General features: G+C 62.4%; 21 protein-coding genes. 13 read left to right on the top strand and 8 right to left on the bottom strand.

Going from position 1 to position 20,217, the window contains the following annotated elements:
* Window positions 1–173 precede the first annotated feature (173 nt).
* Window positions 174–953: a peroxide stress protein YaaA gene (yaaA, locus tag AC07Y9_RS12420; protein ID WP_087091310.1), complete on the bottom strand. Its 780-nt coding sequence runs from the start codon at window positions 951–953 to the stop codon at window positions 174–176.
* Window positions 954–1,179: 226 nt separating this feature from the next.
* Here yaaA and AC07Y9_RS12415 point away from each other — a divergent pair, with 226 nt between their 5' ends.
* From AC07Y9_RS12415 to AC07Y9_RS12390, 6 genes are all read left to right on the top strand, one after another.
* A complete protein-coding gene (locus tag AC07Y9_RS12415; RefSeq protein WP_102679313.1) occupies window positions 1,180–2,304 on the top strand; it encodes a polysaccharide deacetylase family protein in 1,125 nt (374 codons plus the stop codon).
* 348 nt (window positions 2,305–2,652) lie between these two features.
* Window positions 2,653–4,047: a PhoH family protein gene (locus AC07Y9_RS12410; RefSeq protein ID WP_007929389.1), complete on the top strand. Its 1,395-nt coding sequence runs from the start codon at window positions 2,653–2,655 to the stop codon at window positions 4,045–4,047.
* A 233-nt stretch (window positions 4,048–4,280) separates the two neighbouring features.
* On the top strand, window positions 4,281–4,754 hold the full coding sequence (gene moaC / locus AC07Y9_RS12405; protein WP_102679312.1) for a cyclic pyranopterin monophosphate synthase MoaC: 474 nt from the start codon (window positions 4,281–4,283) through the stop codon (window positions 4,752–4,754).
* The gene (moaD, locus tag AC07Y9_RS12400; protein WP_007932097.1) at window positions 4,751–4,993 is read left to right on the top strand and encodes a molybdopterin converting factor subunit 1; all 243 of its coding nucleotides are present in this window, start codon (window positions 4,751–4,753) and stop codon (window positions 4,991–4,993) included. The genes moaC and moaD overlap by 4 nt, the downstream gene beginning before the upstream one ends.
* 1 nt (window position 4,994) lies before the next feature.
* Entirely contained in the window at window positions 4,995–5,447 is a 453-nt protein-coding gene (gene moaE / locus AC07Y9_RS12395) for a molybdopterin synthase catalytic subunit MoaE (RefSeq protein WP_007932098.1), read from the top strand.
* Between the two features lie 287 nt (window positions 5,448–5,734).
* Complete coding sequence (locus AC07Y9_RS12390; protein WP_102679311.1) at window positions 5,735–6,511, top strand: ABC transporter substrate-binding protein; 777 nt, start codon at window positions 5,735–5,737, stop codon at window positions 6,509–6,511.
* Between the two features lie 94 nt (window positions 6,512–6,605).
* Here AC07Y9_RS12390 and AC07Y9_RS12385 read toward each other — a convergent pair whose 3' ends face one another.
* From AC07Y9_RS12385 to AC07Y9_RS12365, 5 genes are all read right to left on the bottom strand, one after another.
* The gene (locus tag AC07Y9_RS12385; RefSeq protein WP_102679310.1) at window positions 6,606–7,232 is read right to left on the bottom strand and encodes a helix-turn-helix transcriptional regulator; all 627 of its coding nucleotides are present in this window, start codon (window positions 7,230–7,232) and stop codon (window positions 6,606–6,608) included.
* An 86-nt stretch (window positions 7,233–7,318) separates the two neighbouring features.
* Window positions 7,319–8,446, bottom strand: a complete 1,128-nt coding sequence (locus AC07Y9_RS12380; RefSeq protein WP_102679309.1) for an NAD(P)/FAD-dependent oxidoreductase — start codon at window positions 8,444–8,446, stop codon at window positions 7,319–7,321.
* 126 nt (window positions 8,447–8,572) lie between these two features.
* A complete protein-coding gene (locus tag AC07Y9_RS12375; RefSeq protein WP_102679308.1) occupies window positions 8,573–9,526 on the bottom strand; it encodes an ornithine cyclodeaminase family protein in 954 nt (317 codons plus the stop codon).
* Window positions 9,527–9,742: 216 nt separating this feature from the next.
* A complete protein-coding gene (gene rhlB, locus AC07Y9_RS12370; RefSeq protein WP_102679307.1) occupies window positions 9,743–11,221 on the bottom strand; it encodes an ATP-dependent RNA helicase RhlB in 1,479 nt (492 codons plus the stop codon).
* 95 nt (window positions 11,222–11,316) lie between these two features.
* Window positions 11,317–11,973, bottom strand: coding sequence for an alpha/beta hydrolase (locus tag AC07Y9_RS12365; protein WP_087091316.1), 657 nt, complete (start codon window positions 11,971–11,973; stop codon window positions 11,317–11,319).
* A 467-nt stretch (window positions 11,974–12,440) separates the two neighbouring features.
* Here AC07Y9_RS12365 and AC07Y9_RS12360 point away from each other — a divergent pair, with 467 nt between their 5' ends.
* The 4 genes from AC07Y9_RS12360 (at window position 12,441) to AC07Y9_RS12345 (ending at window position 16,603) form a co-directional block, all read left to right on the top strand.
* Window positions 12,441–13,472, top strand: coding sequence for an amino acid ABC transporter substrate-binding protein (locus AC07Y9_RS12360; RefSeq protein WP_007932108.1), 1,032 nt, complete (start codon window positions 12,441–12,443; stop codon window positions 13,470–13,472).
* Window positions 13,473–13,538: 66 nt separating this feature from the next.
* Window positions 13,539–14,720, top strand: a complete 1,182-nt coding sequence (locus AC07Y9_RS12355; RefSeq protein ID WP_092417931.1) for an amino acid ABC transporter permease — start codon at window positions 13,539–13,541, stop codon at window positions 14,718–14,720.
* A gap of 10 nt (window positions 14,721–14,730) precedes the next feature.
* The gene (locus tag AC07Y9_RS12350) at window positions 14,731–15,828 is read left to right on the top strand and encodes an amino acid ABC transporter permease (protein ID WP_007932114.1); all 1,098 of its coding nucleotides are present in this window, start codon (window positions 14,731–14,733) and stop codon (window positions 15,826–15,828) included.
* A 10-nt stretch (window positions 15,829–15,838) separates the two neighbouring features.
* The gene (locus AC07Y9_RS12345) at window positions 15,839–16,603 is read left to right on the top strand and encodes an amino acid ABC transporter ATP-binding protein (RefSeq protein ID WP_007932116.1); all 765 of its coding nucleotides are present in this window, start codon (window positions 15,839–15,841) and stop codon (window positions 16,601–16,603) included.
* 60 nt (window positions 16,604–16,663) lie between these two features.
* On the opposite strand, the gene AC07Y9_RS12340 is transcribed toward AC07Y9_RS12345, so the two are convergent.
* Together AC07Y9_RS12340 and AC07Y9_RS12335 are read right to left on the bottom strand one after the other, a co-directional pair.
* Entirely contained in the window at window positions 16,664–17,137 is a 474-nt protein-coding gene (locus AC07Y9_RS12340; RefSeq protein WP_102679306.1) for a type II toxin-antitoxin system MqsA family antitoxin, read from the bottom strand.
* Entirely contained in the window at window positions 17,134–17,445 is a 312-nt protein-coding gene (locus AC07Y9_RS12335; RefSeq protein WP_009042289.1) for a type II toxin-antitoxin system MqsR family toxin, read from the bottom strand. Before AC07Y9_RS12335 ends, AC07Y9_RS12340 begins: the two co-directional genes overlap by 4 nt.
* A 165-nt stretch (window positions 17,446–17,610) precedes the next feature.
* On the opposite strand from AC07Y9_RS12335, the gene AC07Y9_RS12330 reads away from it, so the two are divergent.
* From AC07Y9_RS12330 to AC07Y9_RS12320, 3 genes are all read left to right on the top strand, one after another.
* Window positions 17,611–18,270: a FadR/GntR family transcriptional regulator gene (locus tag AC07Y9_RS12330; protein WP_062823601.1), complete on the top strand. Its 660-nt coding sequence runs from the start codon at window positions 17,611–17,613 to the stop codon at window positions 18,268–18,270.
* On the top strand, window positions 18,260–19,579 hold the full coding sequence (locus tag AC07Y9_RS12325) for a CynX/NimT family MFS transporter (RefSeq protein WP_102679305.1): 1,320 nt from the start codon (window positions 18,260–18,262) through the stop codon (window positions 19,577–19,579). Before AC07Y9_RS12330 ends, AC07Y9_RS12325 begins: the two co-directional genes overlap by 11 nt.
* Before the next feature lie 99 nt (window positions 19,580–19,678).
* A complete protein-coding gene (locus AC07Y9_RS12320; protein ID WP_053259729.1) occupies window positions 19,679–20,149 on the top strand; it encodes a nuclear transport factor 2 family protein in 471 nt (156 codons plus the stop codon).
* Window positions 20,150–20,217: the final 68 nt, after the last annotated feature.

Raw genomic sequence — 20,217 nt, 5'->3', positions numbered from 1 at the left:
AATTTGTGTGCCACTACTGAAAAAAATGACCTCTGTCGAGTGAAACAAAAGTTATAAATTCAGAAGAAGATATTTTGGCGCCAATTGTTTGGCGTTTTGGCGGGAGTCAAAGAGGAAAGTGACCGCTCGTCGACGCACTCGTTTGCGCGAAACCAGTGCATCGACCGAGTGCGTTATTCCGGTGCGTGATCGCGCAGGAAAACCAGATTGTCGGGTTTCGACTGTTCGGCGCTGTAGCGGTAACCCTGGACATCGAATTGCTTGAGGGCCGCCGGGTCGTTGATGCGTTCTTCTATGACGAAGCGGCTCATCATGCCCCGGGCCTTCTTGGCGTAGAAACTGATGATCTTGTACTGGCCGTTCTTCAGGTCCTTGAACTCGGTATTGATGATCCGGGCGTTCAGGGCCGTGCGCTTGACCGCCGAGAAGTATTCGTTGGAAGCCAGGTTGAGCAGCAGGTCGTCGCCCTGTTCGGCCAGGGCCTCGTTGAGCCATTCGCTGATGCGCGTGCCCCAGAAGGCGTACAGGTCCTTGCCGCGGGCGTTGGCCAGCTTGGTGCCCATTTCCAGGCGATAGGGCTGCATCAGGTCCAGCGGGCGTAGCAGGCCGTACAGGCCGGAGAGCATGCGCAGATGCTGCTGGGCGTAATCGAAATCGGCTTCGCCCAGGGTTTGCGCATTCAGGCCGGTGTACACGTCGCCCTTGAACGCCAGCAGCGCCTGCTTGGCGTTGGCCGGAGTGAAGGCCGGGGTCCAGCTGCCGAAGCGCGCGGCGTTGAGGCCGCCGATCTTGTCGGAGACGTGCATCAGTTCGCTGATTTGCGCCGGGCTCAGTTCGCGCAATTGCAGGATCAGTTCCTGGGAGTGATCGAGGTACTGCGGCTGGGTGAAGCGTTGAGTGACGGGCGGGGTCTCGAAATCGAGGGTCTTGGCGGGTGAAATCACCATCAGCATGAAGTCGTCTCCTGTAAGCGTCGGGGGATTCTAGGGTCTTGGGCGCTTTGACTCCACCTATGAAGGCAATAGGGCATGCCGCCGGTCGTCCGTCGATCGGCGATGGCCTGCTGCAGGGAGGCGCGTGTCCGCTCTCTATAAAGGGAAGGGGAGCGGCCTAGGCAATAGGGCCGAGAGACCGGCATCGGCTATAGTGCCGCGCGGGTTTTGTTATGGAGACATCCCTTTGCGCAGCGCGTTTTTTCTTTCGATCTGGCTGTTGAGTTTCGGCGCCCTGGCGGCGCCGAACGATGTGGCGACCCTGGATCGCAGCACCTGGCCGGAACAGCTTGGCAACCCGACCCTGTTCGACGTGGCGTCGCGGGCGGAGATCCTCACCTTCGCCCGCGCCCTGCTGGACAGCGAGGCCTGGGATGAAGCCTCGTTGAAGCAGCGCCTGGGCCTGCGGATCATCAACATGGCGTCGATCGATACCGTCCGCCAGCGGCTCTGGCGGCAATTGCTGAGCAACTACAACTTCGCCCAGCAGAGCTGCGACCAGGACGCTTCCTTCTGTTTCCTGGTGGAAGACATGGACACCCTGCGCGAGCAGGCCGGCAAGTTCCAGTTGGGCGACGACTCCTATTACGCCCGCTGGGCCGAACCGAGCCGGGCCTTCCATGAACAGTATCTGGACGAGCTGCTGCGCAAGGCCGCGCTGTTTCCCCAGAGTGCCAGCGAGATCGAGCGTTTTGGCGACTACGAGCGCAATGGCGACGAGCTCAATGACCGGCTGTTTTTGCTGACCTTCGACAGCGCCGCCAATCTCGCCCCGGACAACACCCCGTGGCTGACCGAATACCTGCGCAAGTCGAACATGAACGGCACCTTCTTCGTGCTTGGCAGCGAGTTGCAGAGCCGCCTGGAGCAGCGTTCGGTGGCTAGCCTGCAGGCCCTGTATTCGCAGCAGTGCGTGGGTGTGCTGGGCTGGGAGTATCGTTCCCACAGCCATTGGCAGGACTGGCAGGACTCGATCGAGCGCAGCGTCGAACTGGCCAAGGGCAAGCTGCCGGAAAACTACGTGCCGCTATTTCGCCCGCCCTACGGCCAGCGCCGGGCGGATGCGCAGGCCTTCTTTAACGCACAGGGCTTGCAGGTGGCGCTGTGGGACATCGATCCGCAGGACGGCGCCGGCAAGCTCAAGGGCGAACAGAGCGGCCAGCGGGTGTTGACCCTGATGCTGTTGTGGCGACACGGGGTGATCAATTTCAACGCCCGGCAGGACGCGGTGAAGACGGCATTGCCCTGGTTGCTGACGCAGACGGCGCAGAGCGGAATCGGTTGGGAGGATTGCCAGGACGCGTTTCGCTAGAAACGACGAAAGGTCCGTATTTACGGGGGGAGAGGAGGTTTTTGCCGATTTTGGCCAGGATTTCGAGGCAGGCGGACTTCCGACTTTAACGGTGCTTGGGCAGCGCGCCAAGGGCTATTCGTCACTCTGCAAAATAAACTTAAAAAAAGCGTCAAAGTGCTTTTTCCTGTCACAGGTTTTGGAGTATTACGAAGTCAGACCGCCGAAACCTGCAACACAGGTGGCGTCTCCCAAGACTCCTTTTGTGTGCACTTCACTCGAACCCCTGCGGGTGAATTCGACGGTCAATTCGAGGCGCAGCACCGCCATGGTATTGCGTCGACTGGCCCCCACATAAGGTGACCGAGTATGGATGACCACGGACGTAGCCCTTCCTCCAACCAGCCAATCCTTTATGTACTCGATACCAATGTATTGATTCACGATCCAAACGCCCTGCTGAACTTCGAAGAACACCATGTGGCGATCCCGATGATCGTCCTGGAGGAACTCGACAAGCTCAAGAGCGGCCATCACAGCGTTGCAGCGGAATGCCGCCAGGCCATTCGCCTGATCGACAAGACCCTGGGTGAGGCTTCGCCTGAAGACGTCGAGCTGGGTGTGCCTATCCAGCGTGGCAAGAGCGGCCCCAAAGGCCTGCTGTCGATCCTCATGAGCAAGCGCTCCGAGCCCAACAGCCTGCTGCCGGAAAACCTCAACGACAACATCATCATCAACCAGTTGATCGACCTGCACGCGCGCGACAAGGAGCTGCGCGTGGTGCTGGTGACCAAAGACATCAACATGCGCCTCAAGGCGCGCGCCTGTGGGATCGCCGCCGAGGACTACAGCACCGACCAGCTGGTCGACGACGTGGCCTTGCTGCCCAACGGCTTCCACAACATGACCGGTTCCTTCTGGGACCGCGTGAGCAAGGTGGAAACCCGCCAGGATCACGGCCGCACCTGGCACCAGGTGCAACTCACCGACAACCTGCCTGCGGTGCACATCAACGAGTTCATCATCGACGAACAGGGTTTCGTCGGCTGGATCAAGGAGATTCGCGCCGATGTGCTGCTGATTCTCGACCTGCATCAGGAACCCCTGTTGCACCAGGAAGCCTGGGGCCTGAAACCGCGCGACATCTATCAAGGCCTGGCGCTGTTCGCCCTGCTCGATCCGGACATCCATCTGGTCAACCTGTCCGGGGCTGCCGGTTCAGGCAAGACTATCCTGGCCCTGGCCGCGGCCATCGAGCAGACCATGGTCAGCAAGCGTTATCGGCGCATCATCGCCACCCGCAGCGTGCAGGGGCTGGACCAGGAGATCGGCTTCCTGCCGGGCACCGAAGCGGAAAAGATGGAGCCCTGGCTCGGCGCCATCACCGACAACCTCGAAGCCCTGCACATGGATGACGAAAGCACCCATGGCAGCGTCGACTACATCCTCAGCAAGGTGCCGCTGCAGTTCAAATCCCTCAACTACATTCGTGGCCGCAGCTTCCAGCAGAGCCTGATCCTGATCGACGAATGCCAGAACCTCACCCCGCACCAGATGAAAACCATCATCACCCGTGCCGGCGCCGGTTCCAAAGTGGTGTGCCTGGGCAACCTGGCGCAGATCGATACCCCTTACCTGTCCGCGACCAGCTCCGGGCTGACCTACCTCACTGAACGCTTCAAGGACTTCCCCAACGGTGTGCACATCACCCTGCAAGGGGTGCCACGCTCGATTCTGGCCGAATACGCCGAATCCCATCTGTAACCCTCGCCAGATGGGCGGCCGCGAGGCCGCCCGTTTTTTGTGTCCGAAGCAAACCTATCTTCCGTGGGAGCGGGGCTTGCCCGCGATCCAGGCAACGCGGTGCCGCAGGTCAGGCGCGGTGATGCCTTCGCGGGCAAGCCTCGCTCCTACAGGGGCGGAGTGCGTGGATAATCAAACGTGCGGAAATTTGACCCTCGGGTTTACAATCGCCTTTCCTGATCAGGAGTAAGGCTGTGCTGACTCATCTCGATTCCCAAGGTCGCGCCAATATGGTCGACGTCACCGACAAAGCCGTGACGTCCCGCGAAGCCACGGCCGAAGCCCGGGTGCGCATGCTCCCGCAAACCCTGCAAATGATCGTCAGCGGCGGTCACCCCAAGGGTGATGTGTTCGCCGTGGCGCGTATCGCCGGCATCCAGGCGGCGAAAAAGACCAGCGATCTGATCCCCCTGTGCCATCCGCTGATGCTTACCAGCGTCAAGGTCGAGCTCAGCGCCGAAGGCGAGGACAGCGTGCGCATCGTTGCCCGCTGCAAGCTGGCCGGGCAGACCGGGGTGGAAATGGAAGCCCTGACCGCCGCCAGCGTCGCCGCGCTGACCCTCTATGACATGTGCAAGGCCGTGGACCGCGGCATGACCATCGAAGGCGTGCGCTTGCTGGAGAAGCTGGGCGGCAAGAGCGGTCATTACCAGGCGGATGAACAATGAACCTGACCGTGAAGTTTTTCGCCCGCTACCGCGAGGCGTTGGGCGTGGATTCGCTGCGGGTCGCCGGTGATTTCGCCACGGTCGACGATGTGCGCGCCCTGCTGGCCCAACGCGAGGGCGCCGAGGTGCTCAGCGAGCAGAACCTGATGTGCGCCCGCAACGAAGACCTGTGCCAGCTCGACGAGCCGGTGAGTGATGGCGACGAAGTGGCGTTTTTTCCTACCGTGACCGGGGGCTGACATGGCGATTCGTGTGCAATCGGGCGCCTTCGATCCGGGGGCGGAAGTCAACGCGATGCATGCGGCGAATGTCGGCGTCGGCGCGGTGGTGAGCTTTGTCGGCTACGTGCGTGATTTCAACGATGGCCTGGATGTGGCCGGGATGTTTCTCGAGCATTACCCGGGCATGACCGAAAAGGCCCTCGGCAAGATCGCCGCCGAGGCCGAACAGCGCTGGCCGTTGCTCAAGCTGGAAGTGCTGCATCGCATCGGCGCGCTGGAGCCGGGCGAGCCGATCGTCTTCGTCGGCGCCGCCAGCGCCCACCGCCAGGCGGCGTTCGACGCCTGTGCCTTTGTCATGGACTACCTGAAAACCCGCGCGCCGTTCTGGAAGAAGGAAACCACCGCCGATGGCCCACGCTGGGTGGAAGGTCGCGACAGCGATCATGCGGCGGCGGATCGTTGGAAAGAATGATTGCCTGATTCATCGGTATTGACCGCAAGTCCTTATCGCGGGCAAGCCTCGCTCCTACGCTGTCTGTAGGAGCGAGGCTTGCCCGCGATAGGCCCTCAACTGCACCCTCCATTTCCCTGTTTTTTGCCATTTCTGTCTCTCGACCAAAGGCCGGCTGAGCCGCATCCGCTGCGTTGACGAAATATACGTAAAAGTCCAGTATGGATTTACAAGTACAAACAAGGTTCCACCGTTTCACTCCTTTCTTCTGTCTTGCCAAACCAACAACAACCCGCGAGAGAACGAATATGAAGAAACTCCCCCTCATCACTGGCCTGGCCCTGAGCCTGTTGGCGTGCAGCAGCCTGTTCGCCGCCGAGAAAACCCTGCGCATCGGCATCGAGGCGGCTTATCCGCCGTTCGCCTCGAAAACCGACAAGGGCGAGATCGTCGGTTTCGACTACGACATCGGCAATGCCCTGTGCGCGCAGATGCAGGTCAAGTGCCTATGGGTCGAGGGTGAATTCGACGGCCTGATTCCCTCCTTGAAAGTGAAGAAGATCGACATGGCGCTGTCGTCGATGACCATCAACGAAGACCGCAAGAAGTCGGTCGACTTCACCCACAAGTACTACTTCACTTCCTCGCGGCTGGTGATGAAGGAAGGCGCCACGGTCGATGACCAATACGCCAGCCTCAAGGGCAAGAACGTCGGTGTGCAACGGGCGACCACCACTGACCGCTACGCCACCGAGGTGTTCGAGCCCAAGGGCATCAACGTCAAGCGCTACAGCAACAACGAAGAGATCTACATGGACCTGGCGGCCGGGCGCCTCGATGCGATTTTCGCGGACACCATCCCGCTGAATGACTTCCTGTCGATGCCGCGCGGCAAGGGCTATGCGTTTGTCGGGCCGGAACTGAAGGACCCGAAATACGTGGGTGAGGGCGCGGGGATCGCGGTGCGCAAGGGCAATGCCGAGCTGGTTGGCCAGTTGAATAGCGCCATCGATGGCATTCGCGCCAGTGGCGAATATCAGAAGATTTCCGAGAAGTACTTCAAGTCCGACATCTACGGCGACTGATGTCATGTGGCGTTCGTGAGGACGCCATCGCGGGCAAGCCTCGCTCCTGTGGTTTTGTAGGAGCGAGGCTTGCCCGCGATGCTTTTAGAGGCTGTCAGCCCTTCAATTCCTTCAGGTGCTTGTACACCGTCGCCCGCCCCATGTTCAGCACATTGGCCACATAGTTGGCGGCGCTTTTGCCCTTGAACGCACCTTCGGCGTGCAGCGCCAGCACCAGTTCGCGCTTGTGTTCGCGGGTCAGCAGGTTCAGGCCCAGCTGCCGTTCGCGCAGCCAGTTGTGCAGGAAGGTGTTGATGCGTTCCTGCCAGTCGTCGCGAAACAGCGAGTCCGGTTGCGGGACCAGTTTGCTCGGCGAGAGGAACAGGTCCAGCGCTGCCTTGGCATTCTCGAATAGCGAAATATTCAGGTTGATGCACAGCACCGCCAGCGGCTGGCCGCTGCCGTCGCGCAGTACGCTGCTGAGGCTGCGGATCTTCTGGCCGTCCCAGTTGAGCTTTTCGTAGGGGCCGATATTCCGCTCATTGGCATCCTCGCCGAGCATGTCTTCGAGGGCGGAGTCGTCGCCCACTTCGCGCTTGGAGATGTTGTTGGCGATGTAGTCGATCTTCTGCGTGCGCAGATCGTGGATGACCACCTCGGCATGGGGGAAGAACAGCGTGGCGATGGCATCGGCGATCGCCCGGAAGTTATCCAGGACAGGGTCCTGCGCGGGTGAGGTCATGGGTGGTTCTCCAGGCGGTGTCAGCGCCCTGCGAGGCAGGGCGCTGCGAGTGTGCCGCAATCGTTGGGGCACGTCACTGAGCGGGGTCAGCCGAGGCGGGCGGGGGAGAGCATGGCGGCGTCCAGGCCAAAGCGCGCCAGTTGCTCCGGCAAGGCTTCGCCACGCACCAGGGCGGCGCTGGCCTGGCCCATGGCCGGCGAGGTCTGGATGCCGTAGCCGCCTTGCGCGGCGACCCAGAACAGGCCCGGTACCTGGGTGTCGAAGCCGGCCAGCAGGTCGCCGTCGCTGACGAAGCTGCGCAGGCCGGCCCAGGTCCGGGTCGGACGGCGAATGGTCAGGGTGGTGGCCTCTTCGATCTGGTAGATGCCCATGGCGATGTCCAGCTCTTCCGGCTGCACGTCGTGGGGCTCCACCGGGTCGGCGTTGGCCGGCGAGCCGAGGAACATGCCGGCGTCGGGCTTCATGTAGAAGGATTCGTCGAGGCTCACCAGCATCGGCCAGTGGTGGATATCGACGCCTTCGGGGCCGGCGAAGATAAAGGCTGCGCGGCGTTTCGGCTGCAGGCCCAGGGGGCGGGCGCCGGCCATGGCGCCGACCTGGTCGGCCCAGGCGCCGGCGGCGTTGATCAGGATGGGCGCGCTGAAGGTCTGGCCGGCGGTCCGTACCTGCCATTGGCCTTGTTCGTCGCGGCTCAGTCCCAGCACTTCACAGTCGGTACGCACCTCGCCCTGGTTGCGCCGGATGCCGCGCAGGTAACCCTGGTGCAGGGCGTCGGTGTCGATGTCGCTGGCGCTTGGGTCGTAGAGGGCGCCGTGGACCTTCTCGCGACGCAGGATCGGCAGGCGCGCGCAGGCTTCGTCGGCGCTCAGCAGCTGCATCTCCGGCACCGTGGCCTTGGCGCTCAGGTACTGGTTGTTCAGCTCGCTGGGGTCGCCGGTGAAGTCCACGGTCATTTCGCCGCGCGGGGTCAGCAGCGGGTGCTCGCAGAACCCTTGCGGCGGGGCATCGAAAAAGTCCCGGCTGGCCAGGGTCAGGGCGCGTACCTGGGGCGTGCCATAGGCGGCGGTATAGAGCGCCGCGGAGCGCCCGGTGGAGTGATAGGCCGGATGCGATTCGCGTTCCAGCACCAGCACCCGGCCATGGCGCGACAGCCAGTAGCCGGTGGAGGCACCGGCAATGCCGCCGCCGATGATGATGAAGTCTGCCTGGGTCATTCGAGCCTCCGGAAAAAGAGTCAATGCAAATCCCTGTAGGAGCGAGCTTGCTCGCGATGAGGTCGCCAACGACACCGCGTAGTGTTCAGTTTTTTATCGCGAGCAAGCTCGCTCCTACAGGTTCGTTCATGCGTTGCGTTGCAGGTGATAGAGCGCATTGGCCAGGGCGATGTCTTCCAGGCCCAGGCCGATGGAGCGGAAGAACACGTGGCGCCCCGGCTCCGGTCGTTGCGCCAGGTCGCTGAGCAGTTCGGGCAGGTCGCCGAGAATCGCCGCCTTGTCCCAGCCATGCTGTTCGCCGGCGATCAGCATCTCGCCGGCCGAGCCGGGGGTGGTCTGACGATAGTCGCAATACACCTGCATGTCCTTCAGTGCGGCGGGCGGCACTTCGTGGGCCCGTGGCGCGTTGGTGCTGATGGAGGTGATCAGCGCCGGCTTGCGCAAGGTGCGCGGGTCGATCACCGGGCCGGCGGAGGAGGTGCAGAGCATGATGACGTCGGCGTCCTGCAGGGCATCATCGAGCTGGCTGGCGACCTGCAGGCGCGGGTCGAGGGCCTTCAGGTGCGCGATGTTCTCGGCGGATTTGCCGGCCAGGCCAGGGGAGTACAGGCGGATGGATTGCCACTCGCGCAGGGCTTGCACGTAATGCAGGTGGGCCTGGGCCACCGGGCCGCTGCCAATGATCGCCAGGTGTCTGGTGTCGGCCGGCGCCAGGGCGTCGACGGCCACGGCGGTGGTGGCCGCAGTGCGCGCGGTGGTCAGTTCGCCAGCGTCACAGAGCAGCAGCGGCTGGCCGCTGTCCATGGACATCAGCAGGGTCCAGGCGGTGACCAGCGGACCTTCGGCGCGGACGATATAGGGCGAGGTCTTGACCCCGTAGACCCGCTCTTCGGCCAGCACGCCCAGGTAGTTGATAAAGTCCCCGGCGCCCTGGGGAAACTCCACCAGCTGTTGCGCCGGCTGCACGGCAAGTCCGGCGGCCAGGTCGTGGAACAGCTTGCGCAAAACCTGCGGCACGTCGACCTGCGCCAGCAACTGGCGGGCCTGAGGCTGGGTCATCACGGACGGCGTGCTGGACATGCGGGTGCTCCCAAGAAATAAACTAATTTGTCTATTATGGACTTTTAGTTTTGTCGGGCAATATCCAGGCGAAAAAAAACGCAGCCTATGGTCGGGCTGCGTTTTTTTGCGGGCAGGCTTGTATCTGTAGGAGCGAGGCTTGCCCGCGAGGCGTCATTGCTGACACCGCGCGTTATCGTTCATCGCGAGCAAGCTTCGCTCCTACAACGATGCTGCTCAGGCTTTCGGGCGTTTGCGCTCCACGGGGCGCAGCAGCTCGGTCGGCGGCATTTCGCAACTGATCTTGCGCCCCAGCAGCGCTTCGATCGACGGCAACTGATAGGAGTCGTCCTCGCCGGCGAAGCTGATGGACACGCCGTCGGCGCCCGCCCGGCCAGTGCGGCCGATACGGTGCACGTAGTCGTCCGGCACTTCCGGCAGGGTGAAGTTGATCACGTGGCTGATGCCGTCGATGTGGATGCCACGACCGGCGACATCGGTGGCCACCAGTACGCGGATCTTGCCTTCGCGGAAGCCTTCCAGGGTCTTGATGCGCTTGTGCTGCGGCACGTCGCCGGACAGCTGGGCGGCGTTCACGCCGTCGCGTACCAGGCGTTCCTCGATGCGCCGCACTTCATCCTTGCGGTTGGCGAAGACCATGACCCGTTCCCAGCCATTGTCGTTGACCAGGTTGTACAGCAGCTTGTACTTGTCGGCGCCGGCCACCGCGTAGATGTGCTGTTCGACGTTGGCGTTGGCCACGTTCTCGGCCTCGATTTCGACGATGGCCGGGTCGGTGGTCCACTGCTTGGCCAGGTTCATCACGTCGTCGGTGAAGGTGGCGGAGAACAGCAGGGTCTGGCGTTCGCTTTTCGGCGGGGTCTGGCGAATGATCTGGCGTACCTGGGGGATGAAGCCCATGTCGAGCATGCGGTCGGCTTCGTCCAGCACCATCACTTCGACCATGTCCAGGTGCACGTCGCCGCGCTGGTTGAAGTCCAGCAGGCGGCCCGGGGTGGCCACCAGAATGTCGCAATGCCGGGCTTCGAGGTGCTTGAGCTGTTTGTCGAAGTCCATGCCGCCAACAAAGGTCATCACGTTGAGACCGGTGTATTTGGTCAGGCTGGCCGCATCCTTGGCGATCTGTACCACCAGTTCGCGGGTCGGCGCGATGATCAGCGCCCGCGGCTCGCCCATGTAGCGCTCTTTCGGCGGTGGGGTCTGCAGCAGCTGGGTGATGATCGAGATCAGGAACGCGGCGGTCTTGCCGGTACCGGTCTGGGCGCGGCCGATGGCGTCTTTGCCGGCCAGGGTGAACCCCAGTACCTGCGCCTGGATCGGCGTGCAGTAGGGGAAACCCAGGTCGTGGATCGCGTGCATCAGTTCCGGCGCGAGTTTGAAGTCGTGGAAGCGGGTCTTGCCTTCCTGCGGTTCGACGACGAAGTCTTCCAGTTCCCAGGTGCTCACCGGTGGTTTCGGCGCGCGTGGGCGGCGCGGCTGCTCGGCCTTGGGCTTGTCGCTGCGCGGCGCGGTCTGGGCCACTGGGGCCACTGGGGCCACCGGCTCTTGCCTGGCCACGGAGGCGGGCGCGGTCCGTTCCGGCTGATGGCCGTCGGTACGGCTGCTGGGGCTGGAGGAAGAGGGGCTGGAGCCTGGCGCGAGCTGCTCAGCCTCGCTTTTACCGAAGATTTTCTTGAGTGCTTTGAGCACGGTCATCTCATCAATTGGTTAAGGAATGTACGCCGGGCAGTGTAATGCAAGAATCGGGCGCGGCGTAGTGGATTGCTCAACGGGCTACCTAACTTATCGATTCAGCGCAAACGCTCGCCGAGCCAGGCGCCGATATCGCGAATTTCTTCGGGTAACACTTCGTGGCCCATTGGGTATTCCTGCCATGTCACGGTGACACCATGGTGTTTCAGGTACTCGTAGGCGGTGCGGCCCATGGCGTTCTGCACCACTTCGTCGTACTGGCCGTGCAGGCACAGGGTCGGAATCCGCTGCTGGCTGGCCGACAGTTCCAGTTCATCGCTGAAAGTCGGGGCATAGGTGGAGAGGGCAAGCACGCCACCCAGCGGGCCCTGCCATTTAAGGAAGGCGGTGTGCAGGACGACCGCACCACCCTGAGAAAAGCCGGCGAGGAAAATCCGCGAAGGGTCTATTCCGCTGGCGCGCTGTTCTTCGATCAGGTCGCTCAGGCGTTTGGCCGACTCGTCCAGCTGTTCGCGGTTGATCGCGCGCGCCGGGCTCATGGCCAGAATGTCGTACCAGCTGGGCATGGCATAACCGCCATTGATGGTCACGGCGCGGGTCGGTGCCTGGGGCAGGACGAAGCGGGTGGTCAACAGGCTTTCCTGCAGCGCTTCGGCCACCGGCAGGAAGTCGTAGCGGTCGGCGCCCAGGCCATGGAGCCAGATCACACAGGCATCGACGGGCTTGCTGGGCTGAAGAATCAAGGGCTCGGTCATGGTTGCTCCAAATATGTGCGCACGCGCCCAAGCGGTGCGTGATCGAGGTGCGCGGTCGGTTGATCAGTGAAGAAGATGTCGCAAGGCTGCAAGTTTTGCTCTTGACCCCGGGCTGAACCGCTTTAGCCAGCACTCTGGTACGGGCTTTGCTATAGCCGTTGCGTGAAGTGATTGCGTTCACCCTGCCGGTAACACTATCAGGCTACTGGCGGGTGTGGGATAGCAAAGATCCGATGATGGACGTTCGCCAGTGGCCGCTACGGGCTTCGCGAACATGCAAGGGCTACAGCCCGTTCGGTCGCTTGGTGAGTATGGGTTTTCTCTTAAATGGATTTTCTCCTACTAGACTCATAGCTAAAGTCCTACGCCGCTTGACCCTATAAAAAGCCAACACGGGTCAGCAGTGCCTCATAAGGGTGCGGCAGGACTCAAGCTCCGACACAACAAGAGCAAAACTGGAGGTTTGAATGAAGATGTTGAAATCCACCCTGGCTGTGGTCACGGCCGCCGCGGTACTGGGTATGAGCGGCTTCGCGCAGGCGGGTGCGACCCTGGATGCGGTGCAGAAGAAAGGCTTTGTGCAGTGCGGTGTGAGCGACGGTCTGCCGGGCTTCTCGGTACCGGACGCCACCGGCAAGATCCTCGGCATCGACGCCGACATCTGCCGCGCCGTGGCCGCCGCGGTATTCGGCGACGCGACCAAAGTGAAATTCAGCCAGTTGAACGCCAAGGAGCGTTTCACCGCGCTGCAATCGGGCGAAATCGACATCCTGTCGCGCAACACCACCATGACCAGTTCCCGCGACGCGGGCATGGGCCTGAAATTCCCGGGCTTCATCACCTACTACGACGGCATCGGTTTCCTGGTGAACAACAAGCTGGGCGTCAAGAGCGCCAAGGAACTGGACGGCGCGACCATCTGCATCCAGGCCGGCACCACCACCGAGCTGAACGTGTCCGACTACTTCCGCGGCAACGGCCTGAAATACACCCCGATCACCTTCGACACCTCCGATGAAAGCGCCAAGTCGCTGGAGTCCGGGCGTTGCGACGTGCTGACCTCCGACAAGTCCCAGCTGTTCGCCCAGCGCAGCAAGCTGGCTTCGCCGAAGGACTATGTGGTTCTGCCGGAAACCATTTCCAAGGAACCGCTGGGCCCGGTCGTGCGTAACGGCGACGACGAGTGGCTGGCCATCATCCGCTGGACGGGCTACGCCATGCTCAACGCCGAAGAGGCCGGCATTACGTCGAAGAACGTCGAGGCCGAAGCCAAGTCCACCAAGAACCCGGACGTTGCGCGTCTGCTGGGTGCCGACGGCGAATACGGCAAGGACCTGAAGCTGCGCAAGGACTGGGTGGTACAGATCGTCAAGCAAGTCGGCAACTACGGCGAAGTGTTCGAGAAGAACCTCGGCAAGAGCACTCCGCTGGAGATCGATCGCGGCCTGAACGCGCTATGGAACAACGGCGGCATTCAATACGCACCACCAGTGCGCTGATGGTTCTATCGCCCGGCGGGCCAACCGCCGGGTGATGTTCTTGTTCCATTATTTCCGGGGCACTTCATGCAAAACTCAATCGGCGCACCTAAGCAGAGGCTCAGTCTCAGCGATCCACGAGTGCGTGCGTGGCTATTCCAGATCATCACCGTCGTGGCCGTGATCTCGCTTGGCTGGTACTTGTTCGATAACACGCAAACCAACCTTCAGCACCGGGGGATTACCTCCGGCTTCGACTTTCTCGAGCGCAGCGCCGGCTTCGGCATCGCTCAGCACCTGATCTCCTACACCGAAGCGGACAGCTATGCCCGGGTGTTCGTGATCGGCCTGCTCAACACCCTGCTGGTGACGTTCATCGGCGTGATCCTGGCGACCATCCTCGGTTTCATCATCGGTGTGGCGCGCCTGTCGCAGAACTGGATCATCAGCAAACTGGCGACCGTGTATGTGGAAGTGTTCCGCAACATTCCGCCGCTGCTGCAAATCCTGTTCTGGTATTTCGCGGTGTTCCTGACCATGCCGGGGCCGCGCAACAGCCACAACTTCGGCGACACCTTCTTCGTCAGCAGCCGTGGCCTGAACATGCCGGCGGCCCTGGTGGCCGACGGCTTCTGGCCGTTCGTGATCAGCCTGGTGATAGCCATCGTTGCCATCGTGCTGATGTGCCGCTGGGCCAACAAGCGCTTCGAAGACACCGGCGTGCCGTTCCACAAGTTCTGGACCGGTCTGGCGCTGTTCCTGGTGATCCCGGCACTGTGCATGCTGGTGTTCGGCGCCCCGGTGCACTGGGAAATGCCCGAGCTCAAGGGCTTCAACTTCGTCGGTGGCTGGGTGCTGATCCCGGAACTGCTGGCCCTGACCCTGGCCCTGACCGTCTACACCGCGGCGTTCATCGCCGAGATCGTGCGTTCGGGGATCAAGTCGGTGAGCCACGGCCAGACCGAGGCGGCCCGCTCCCTCGGCCTGCGCAACGGTCCGACCCTGCGCAAGGTGATCATCCCGCAAGCCCTGCGGGTGATCATTCCGCCGCTGACCAGCCAATACCTGAACCTGGCGAAGAACTCGTCCCTGGCGGCGGGTATCGGTTATCCGGAAATGGTTTCGCTGTTCGCCGGCACCGTGCTCAACCAGACCGGCCAGGCCATCGAAGTCATTGCCATCACCATGAGCGTGTACCTGGCGATCAGCATCAGCATTTCCCTGCTGATGAACTGGTACAACAAGCGCATTGCGCTGATCGAGCGGTGAGGAAACGCGCATGAGCACTCATACTTTCAAACCCGACATGCCACCGCCGAGCAGCAGCATCGGGATCGTGGCGTGGATGCGGGCACACATGTTCTCCAGCTGGATCAACACCCTGCTGACCCTGTTTGCCTTCTACCTGATCTACCTGGTGGTGCCGCCGATCCTCAGCTGGGCGATTTTCGACGCCAACTGGGTGGGCACCACCCGCGCCGACTGCACCAAGGAGGGCGCCTGCTGGGTGTTCATCCAGCAGCGCTTCGGCCAGTTCATGTACGGCTACTACCCGGCGGACCTGCGCTGGCGCGTGGACCTGACGGTGTGGCTGGCGGTGATTGGCGTGGCGCCCTTGTTCATCGCCCGGGTTCCGCACAAGGCCATTTATGGCCTGAGCTTCCTGGTGCTGTACCCGATCATTGCCTACTTCCTGCTGCATGGCGGTCTGTTTGGCATGGCCAACGTCGCCACCAGCCAGTGGGGCGGCCTGATGCTGACCCTGGTGATCGCCACCGTCGGCATCGCCGGCGCCTTGCCGCTGGGCATCGTGCTGGCCTTGGGGCGACGCTCGAACATGCCGGCGATTCGTGTGGTCTGCGTGACCTTCATCGAGTTCTGGCGTGGCGTGCCGTTGATCACCGTGCTGTTCATGTCCTCGGTAATGCTGCCGCTGTTCCTGCCCGAAGGCATGAACTTCGACAAGCTGCTGCGGGCGCTGATCGGGGTGATCCTGTTCCAGTCGGCCTACATCGCCGAAGTGGTGCGCGGCGGGTTGCAGGCGATTCCCAAGGGGCAGTACGAAGCAGCCGCGGCCATGGGCCTGGGCTACTGGCGCAGCATGGGCCTGGTGATCCTGCCGCAAGCCCTGAAGCTGGTGATCCCCGGCATCGTCAACACCTTCATCGCCCTGTTCAAGGACACTAGCCTGGTGATCATCATCGGCCTGTTCGACCTGCTCAACAGCGTGAAACAAGCCGCCGCCGACCCGAAATGGCTGGGCATGGCCACCGAAGGCTATGTCTTCGCGGCCCTGGTGTTCTGGATTTTCTGTTTTGGTATGTCCCGCTACTCCATGCATCTGGAGCGTAAGTTGGACACAGGCCACAAGCGTTAGGAGTATCTCCATGAGTGAAGCGATCAAAAAGCCTGTGAGCCCTGAAGGCATTATTCAGATGCAGGGCGTGAACAAGTGGTACGGCCAGTTCCACGTGCTCAAGGACATCAACCTCAACGTCAAGCAGGGCGAGCGTATCGTCCTGTGCGGGCCTTCGGGCTCGGGCAAGTCCACCACCATCCGCTGCCTGAACCGCCTGGAAGAACACCAGCAGGGCCGCATTGTGGTCGATGGTGTGGAGCTGACCAACGACCTCAAGCAGATCGAGGCGATCCGCCGTGAAGTCGGCATGGTGTTCCAGCACTTCAACCTGTTCCCGCACCTGACCATCCTGCAGAACTGCACCCTGGCGCCGATGTGGGTACGTAAGATGCCCAAGCGCAAGGCCGAGGAAATCGCCATGCATTACCTGGAGCGCGTACGCATTCCGGAGCAGGCGAACAAGTACCCGGGCCAGCTCTCCGGCGGTCAGCAGCAGCGCGTGGCAATTGCCCGGGCGCTGTGCATGAAGCCGAAGATCATGCTGTTCGACGAGCCGACGTCGGCCCTCGACCCGGAAATGGTGAAAGAGGTTCTGGACACCATGATCGGCCTGGCCGAAGACGGCATGACCATGCTCTGCGTGACTCACGAAATGGGTTTTGCGCGCACCGTGGCCAACCGGGTGATCTTCATGGACAAGGGTGAAATCGTCGAACAGGCCGCGCCTAACGACTTCTTCGACAACCCGCAGAACGAGCGGACCAAGCTGTTCCTGAGCCAGATCCTGCACTGATCCAGGTACCGTCTTGAAAATGAACCCGGCCTGGCGCCGGGTTTATTTTTGCCTGGGATTTCACGACGTCGCGACGCGTGCCTGGTGCGGATCGTTGTCGGCCGCGGGCGCTTGTTGTTCGCTGAGTGCCTGCACGTCGGCCATCAGCTGCGGATGACGATCGAGCAGGCGCATCAACATGAACAGCGGCTGGGGCGGGGCGACCTCGCCGCGTTCGTAGCGGGAGAAGGCGTTGTGCCCGCCGCCGGAGAGCAGCTTTACCGCATCCTTCTGCGAGAGGTGCAGCTTGCGGCGGATGCGTTTCATCTCGCTGGCCATGAACTGCCGGCAATCTTCCAGCAATTGGTCGCCGGCGCTGGCGTAACGTTCGGCGCTGGCCGGGTCGAATTCGACTTCCCCACAGGCCTGGCACTCCCAGCCATCCAGGCCGTCGATTTGCCGCAGCAGGTGCTTGTAATCGATCAGCTCGCTGCGATTGTTGAACGGCTGCATGCCGGCCGGGGCACCGCAGCTGACGCATTGTCTTTGTTTCATGGGTGTTTCTCCTTGAAGGAGATCACTGGGGGACCGCCGCCGGGGCGGTAAGTGACTTTGATGTACAGCTCCACGGAATCGATGTGCGTGTAATACACGTCCTGCCAGATTCGATGATCGAGATAGCTGGTCATCGACTTGTAGAGCATTTTCCCCTGCAGCCCGGCAATCACCTGCTGCATGTCCCGGCAGGTCAGGCCGAGGTGCCGGCCGCTGACCAGGGCGGTTCGGGTAAAGGCGGCTGCCCCCAGACGGGCGACATCCGCCTTGATCACCGACAGGTCGTAATGAGGTGTGTGCTTTTCCATAAGACACCTGGAGTCGAGATGAAATTACCCTTAAAGGGTTTTTTTGGCAATCGGATTTCCTTTCCGCTTGCTACATGCACATGTCGGCTTTGTTGTTCACCCACGCGAAGCTGACTAATATGCCAAAAAAATTCATCCGATGATTGGATGAAAAGGCGACGGCATATGACAGACACTTCTCCTTTGATTAAACGTTCCCTGGTCGATCAGGCCCTGGAACAGCTGCGCCAACGCATCAATGACGGTGTATGGGGCATCGGCCAGCGCCTGCCGACCGAGCCGGAGCTGGCGGCGGAGCTGGGCATCAGCCGCAATACCGTGCGCGAGGCCATGCGGGTCCTGGCGTTTTCCGGCCTGGTGGAGATTCGCCAGGGCGACGGTAGTTACCTGCGGGCGGTGGTCGATCCGCTGGACACCCTCAAGGCCTTGTCCCAGTGCTCCCTGGAGCAGGCGCGCGAAACCCGGCAGATCATCGAGACGGAGGCCATCGGCCTGGCGGCCCTGCGGCGTACCGACCAGGACCTGCTGGCGTTGCGCGAAGCCCTGGCTCTCAGTGGCGATCACTATCACGGCGATCTGGAGAGCTATATCGCCTGCGACCTGGTGTTTCACGGGCGCCTGGTGGACGCCGCGCATAACCCCACCCTCAGCGAGCTGTACCGCTATTTCTCCAGCGTGGTCGGCGCGCAACTGCGCCAGACCCTGAACATCCATCCCCGGCGCCAGGCGGTGTTCGATCTGCACATCGACCTGCTGGACGCCGTCGAGCAGCGCGACCCGGAGCGGGCCAAGGCCATTTCCCGGCAGTTGATCAATGAACCTTGAGACCGAGAGCACCATGTCCAGCCACCAGGCCAATAACCCGCCACCTATTGCTGTCCCTCGACGCGAGGCCGAGCTCGAAGAGTTGTTGATCGACGCCGAAGCCGACGATGCCGAGGTCCAGCAGGGCCACCCGGCGCCGAGTCGCCCGTGGCTGTTGCTGCTGGGGCTGATCCTGGTGGCGCTGAACCTGCGTCCGGCACTGTCGAGCATGGCACCGCTGCTCAGCGAGGTGTCGCACAGCCTCGGGCTGTCGGCGGCCCAGGCCGGGCTGCTGACCACCTTGCCGGTGCTGTGCCTGGGCCTGTTCGCCCCCCTGGCCCCGGTGCTGGCGCGGCGCTTTGGCGCCGAGCGCGTGGTGCTTGGCATCCTGCTGACGCTGGCGGGCGGGATCATCCTGCGCAGTTCCCTGGGAGACGTCGGACTGTTCGCCGGCAGCATCCTCGGTGGTGCCAGCATCGGCGTGATCGGGGTGTTGCTGCCGGGCATCGTCAAGCGCGATTTCGCCAAACACGCGGGCACCATGACCGGCGTCTACACCATGGCCCTGTGCCTGGGCGCGGCGATGGCCGCGGGGGCGACCGTGCCCTTGAGCCAGCACTTCGATAACAGCTGGGCGCTGGGCCTCGGCTTCTGGGTGCTGCCGGCGCTGGTAGCGGCGCTGTTCTGGCTGCCCCAGGTCGGCAAGCGGCAGGGCGCGCACCATGTGGCCTATCGGGTGCGCGGTTTGCTGCGCGACCCGCTGGCCTGGCAAGTGACGCTGTACATGGGCCTGCAATCCTCGTTGGCCTACATCGTATTCGGCTGGTTGCCGTCGATCCTTATCGGTCGCGGCCTGAGCCCGACCCAGGCGGGGCTGGTGCTGTCCGGCTCGGTGATCGTCCAGCTCGCCAGTTCGCTGGCCGCGCCCTGGCTGGCAACGCGGGGCAAGGATCAGCGCCTGGCGATCGTAGTCGTGATGCTGCTGACCCTCGGCGGCCTGTTCGGCTGCCTGTATGCCCCGCTCGATGGCCTGTGGGGCTGGGCGATCCTGCTGGGCGTGGGGCAGGGCGGTACTTTCAGCCTGGCGCTGACCCTGATCGTCCTGCGTTCGAAGGACGCCCATGTGGCCGCCAATCTGTCGAGCATGGCCCAGGGCTTTGGCTACACCCTGGCCTCCATGGGGCCGTTCGCGGTCGGCCTGGTGCACGACTGGACCGGTGGCTGGACGGCCCTGGGCTGGATTTTCGCGGTGATCGGCCTGGGGGCCATAGTCGCCGGCCTGGGGGCCGGGCGCTCGCTCTATGTGCAGGTCGAAAGCGAAAAAATCTGATCCGTCCCACTGTCGGTATTTGCGCGGCGAATGCCGATAGTGTTTCCCGGGTTTGCAGACTATCGTGCAGGCATCTTTCCCCGAGTCGGAGCCTGTTTCATGAGTGACGCCCACCGCGCCTTGATCACTGAGTTCTATAGCGCCTTCCAGCGCCTGGATGCCGAGGCCATGGCCGCCTGCTACACCGAGGATGTGCTGTTCAGTGATCCGGCGTTCGGCGAACTGCGCGGCCGCGATGCCGCTGACATGTGGCGCATGCTCACCACCCGGGCCAAGGATTTCTCCCTGGTCTTCGACAAGGTCCGCGCTGACCAGCGCAGCGGCGAAGCCCACTGGGTGGCGACTTACCTGTTCAGCCAGACTGGCAATACCGTGGTCAACGATATCCAGGCGCGTTTTGTGTTTCGTGACGGCAAGATCTGCGAGCACCACGATCATTTCAATATGTGGCGCTGGGCCCGCCAGGCCCTGGGGACCAAGGGCCTGATCCTCGGCTGGACCCCGCTGCTGAAAAACGCCGTGCGCGCCCAGGCCCGCAAAGGCCTGAAAGCCTTCCAGGCCGGCCGCTGAATCTTCGCCTCTGGTAAGATCGCGGCTTGTTATCCACACGCCGCGATCACTGTGACCCGCCCCAGCCC

The organism is Pseudomonas sp. GW456-L12 (genome assembly GCF_059424045.1).
The sequence above is the reverse complement of the archived record's forward strand: the minus strand, read 5'-3'. Positions and strand labels throughout refer to the sequence as shown.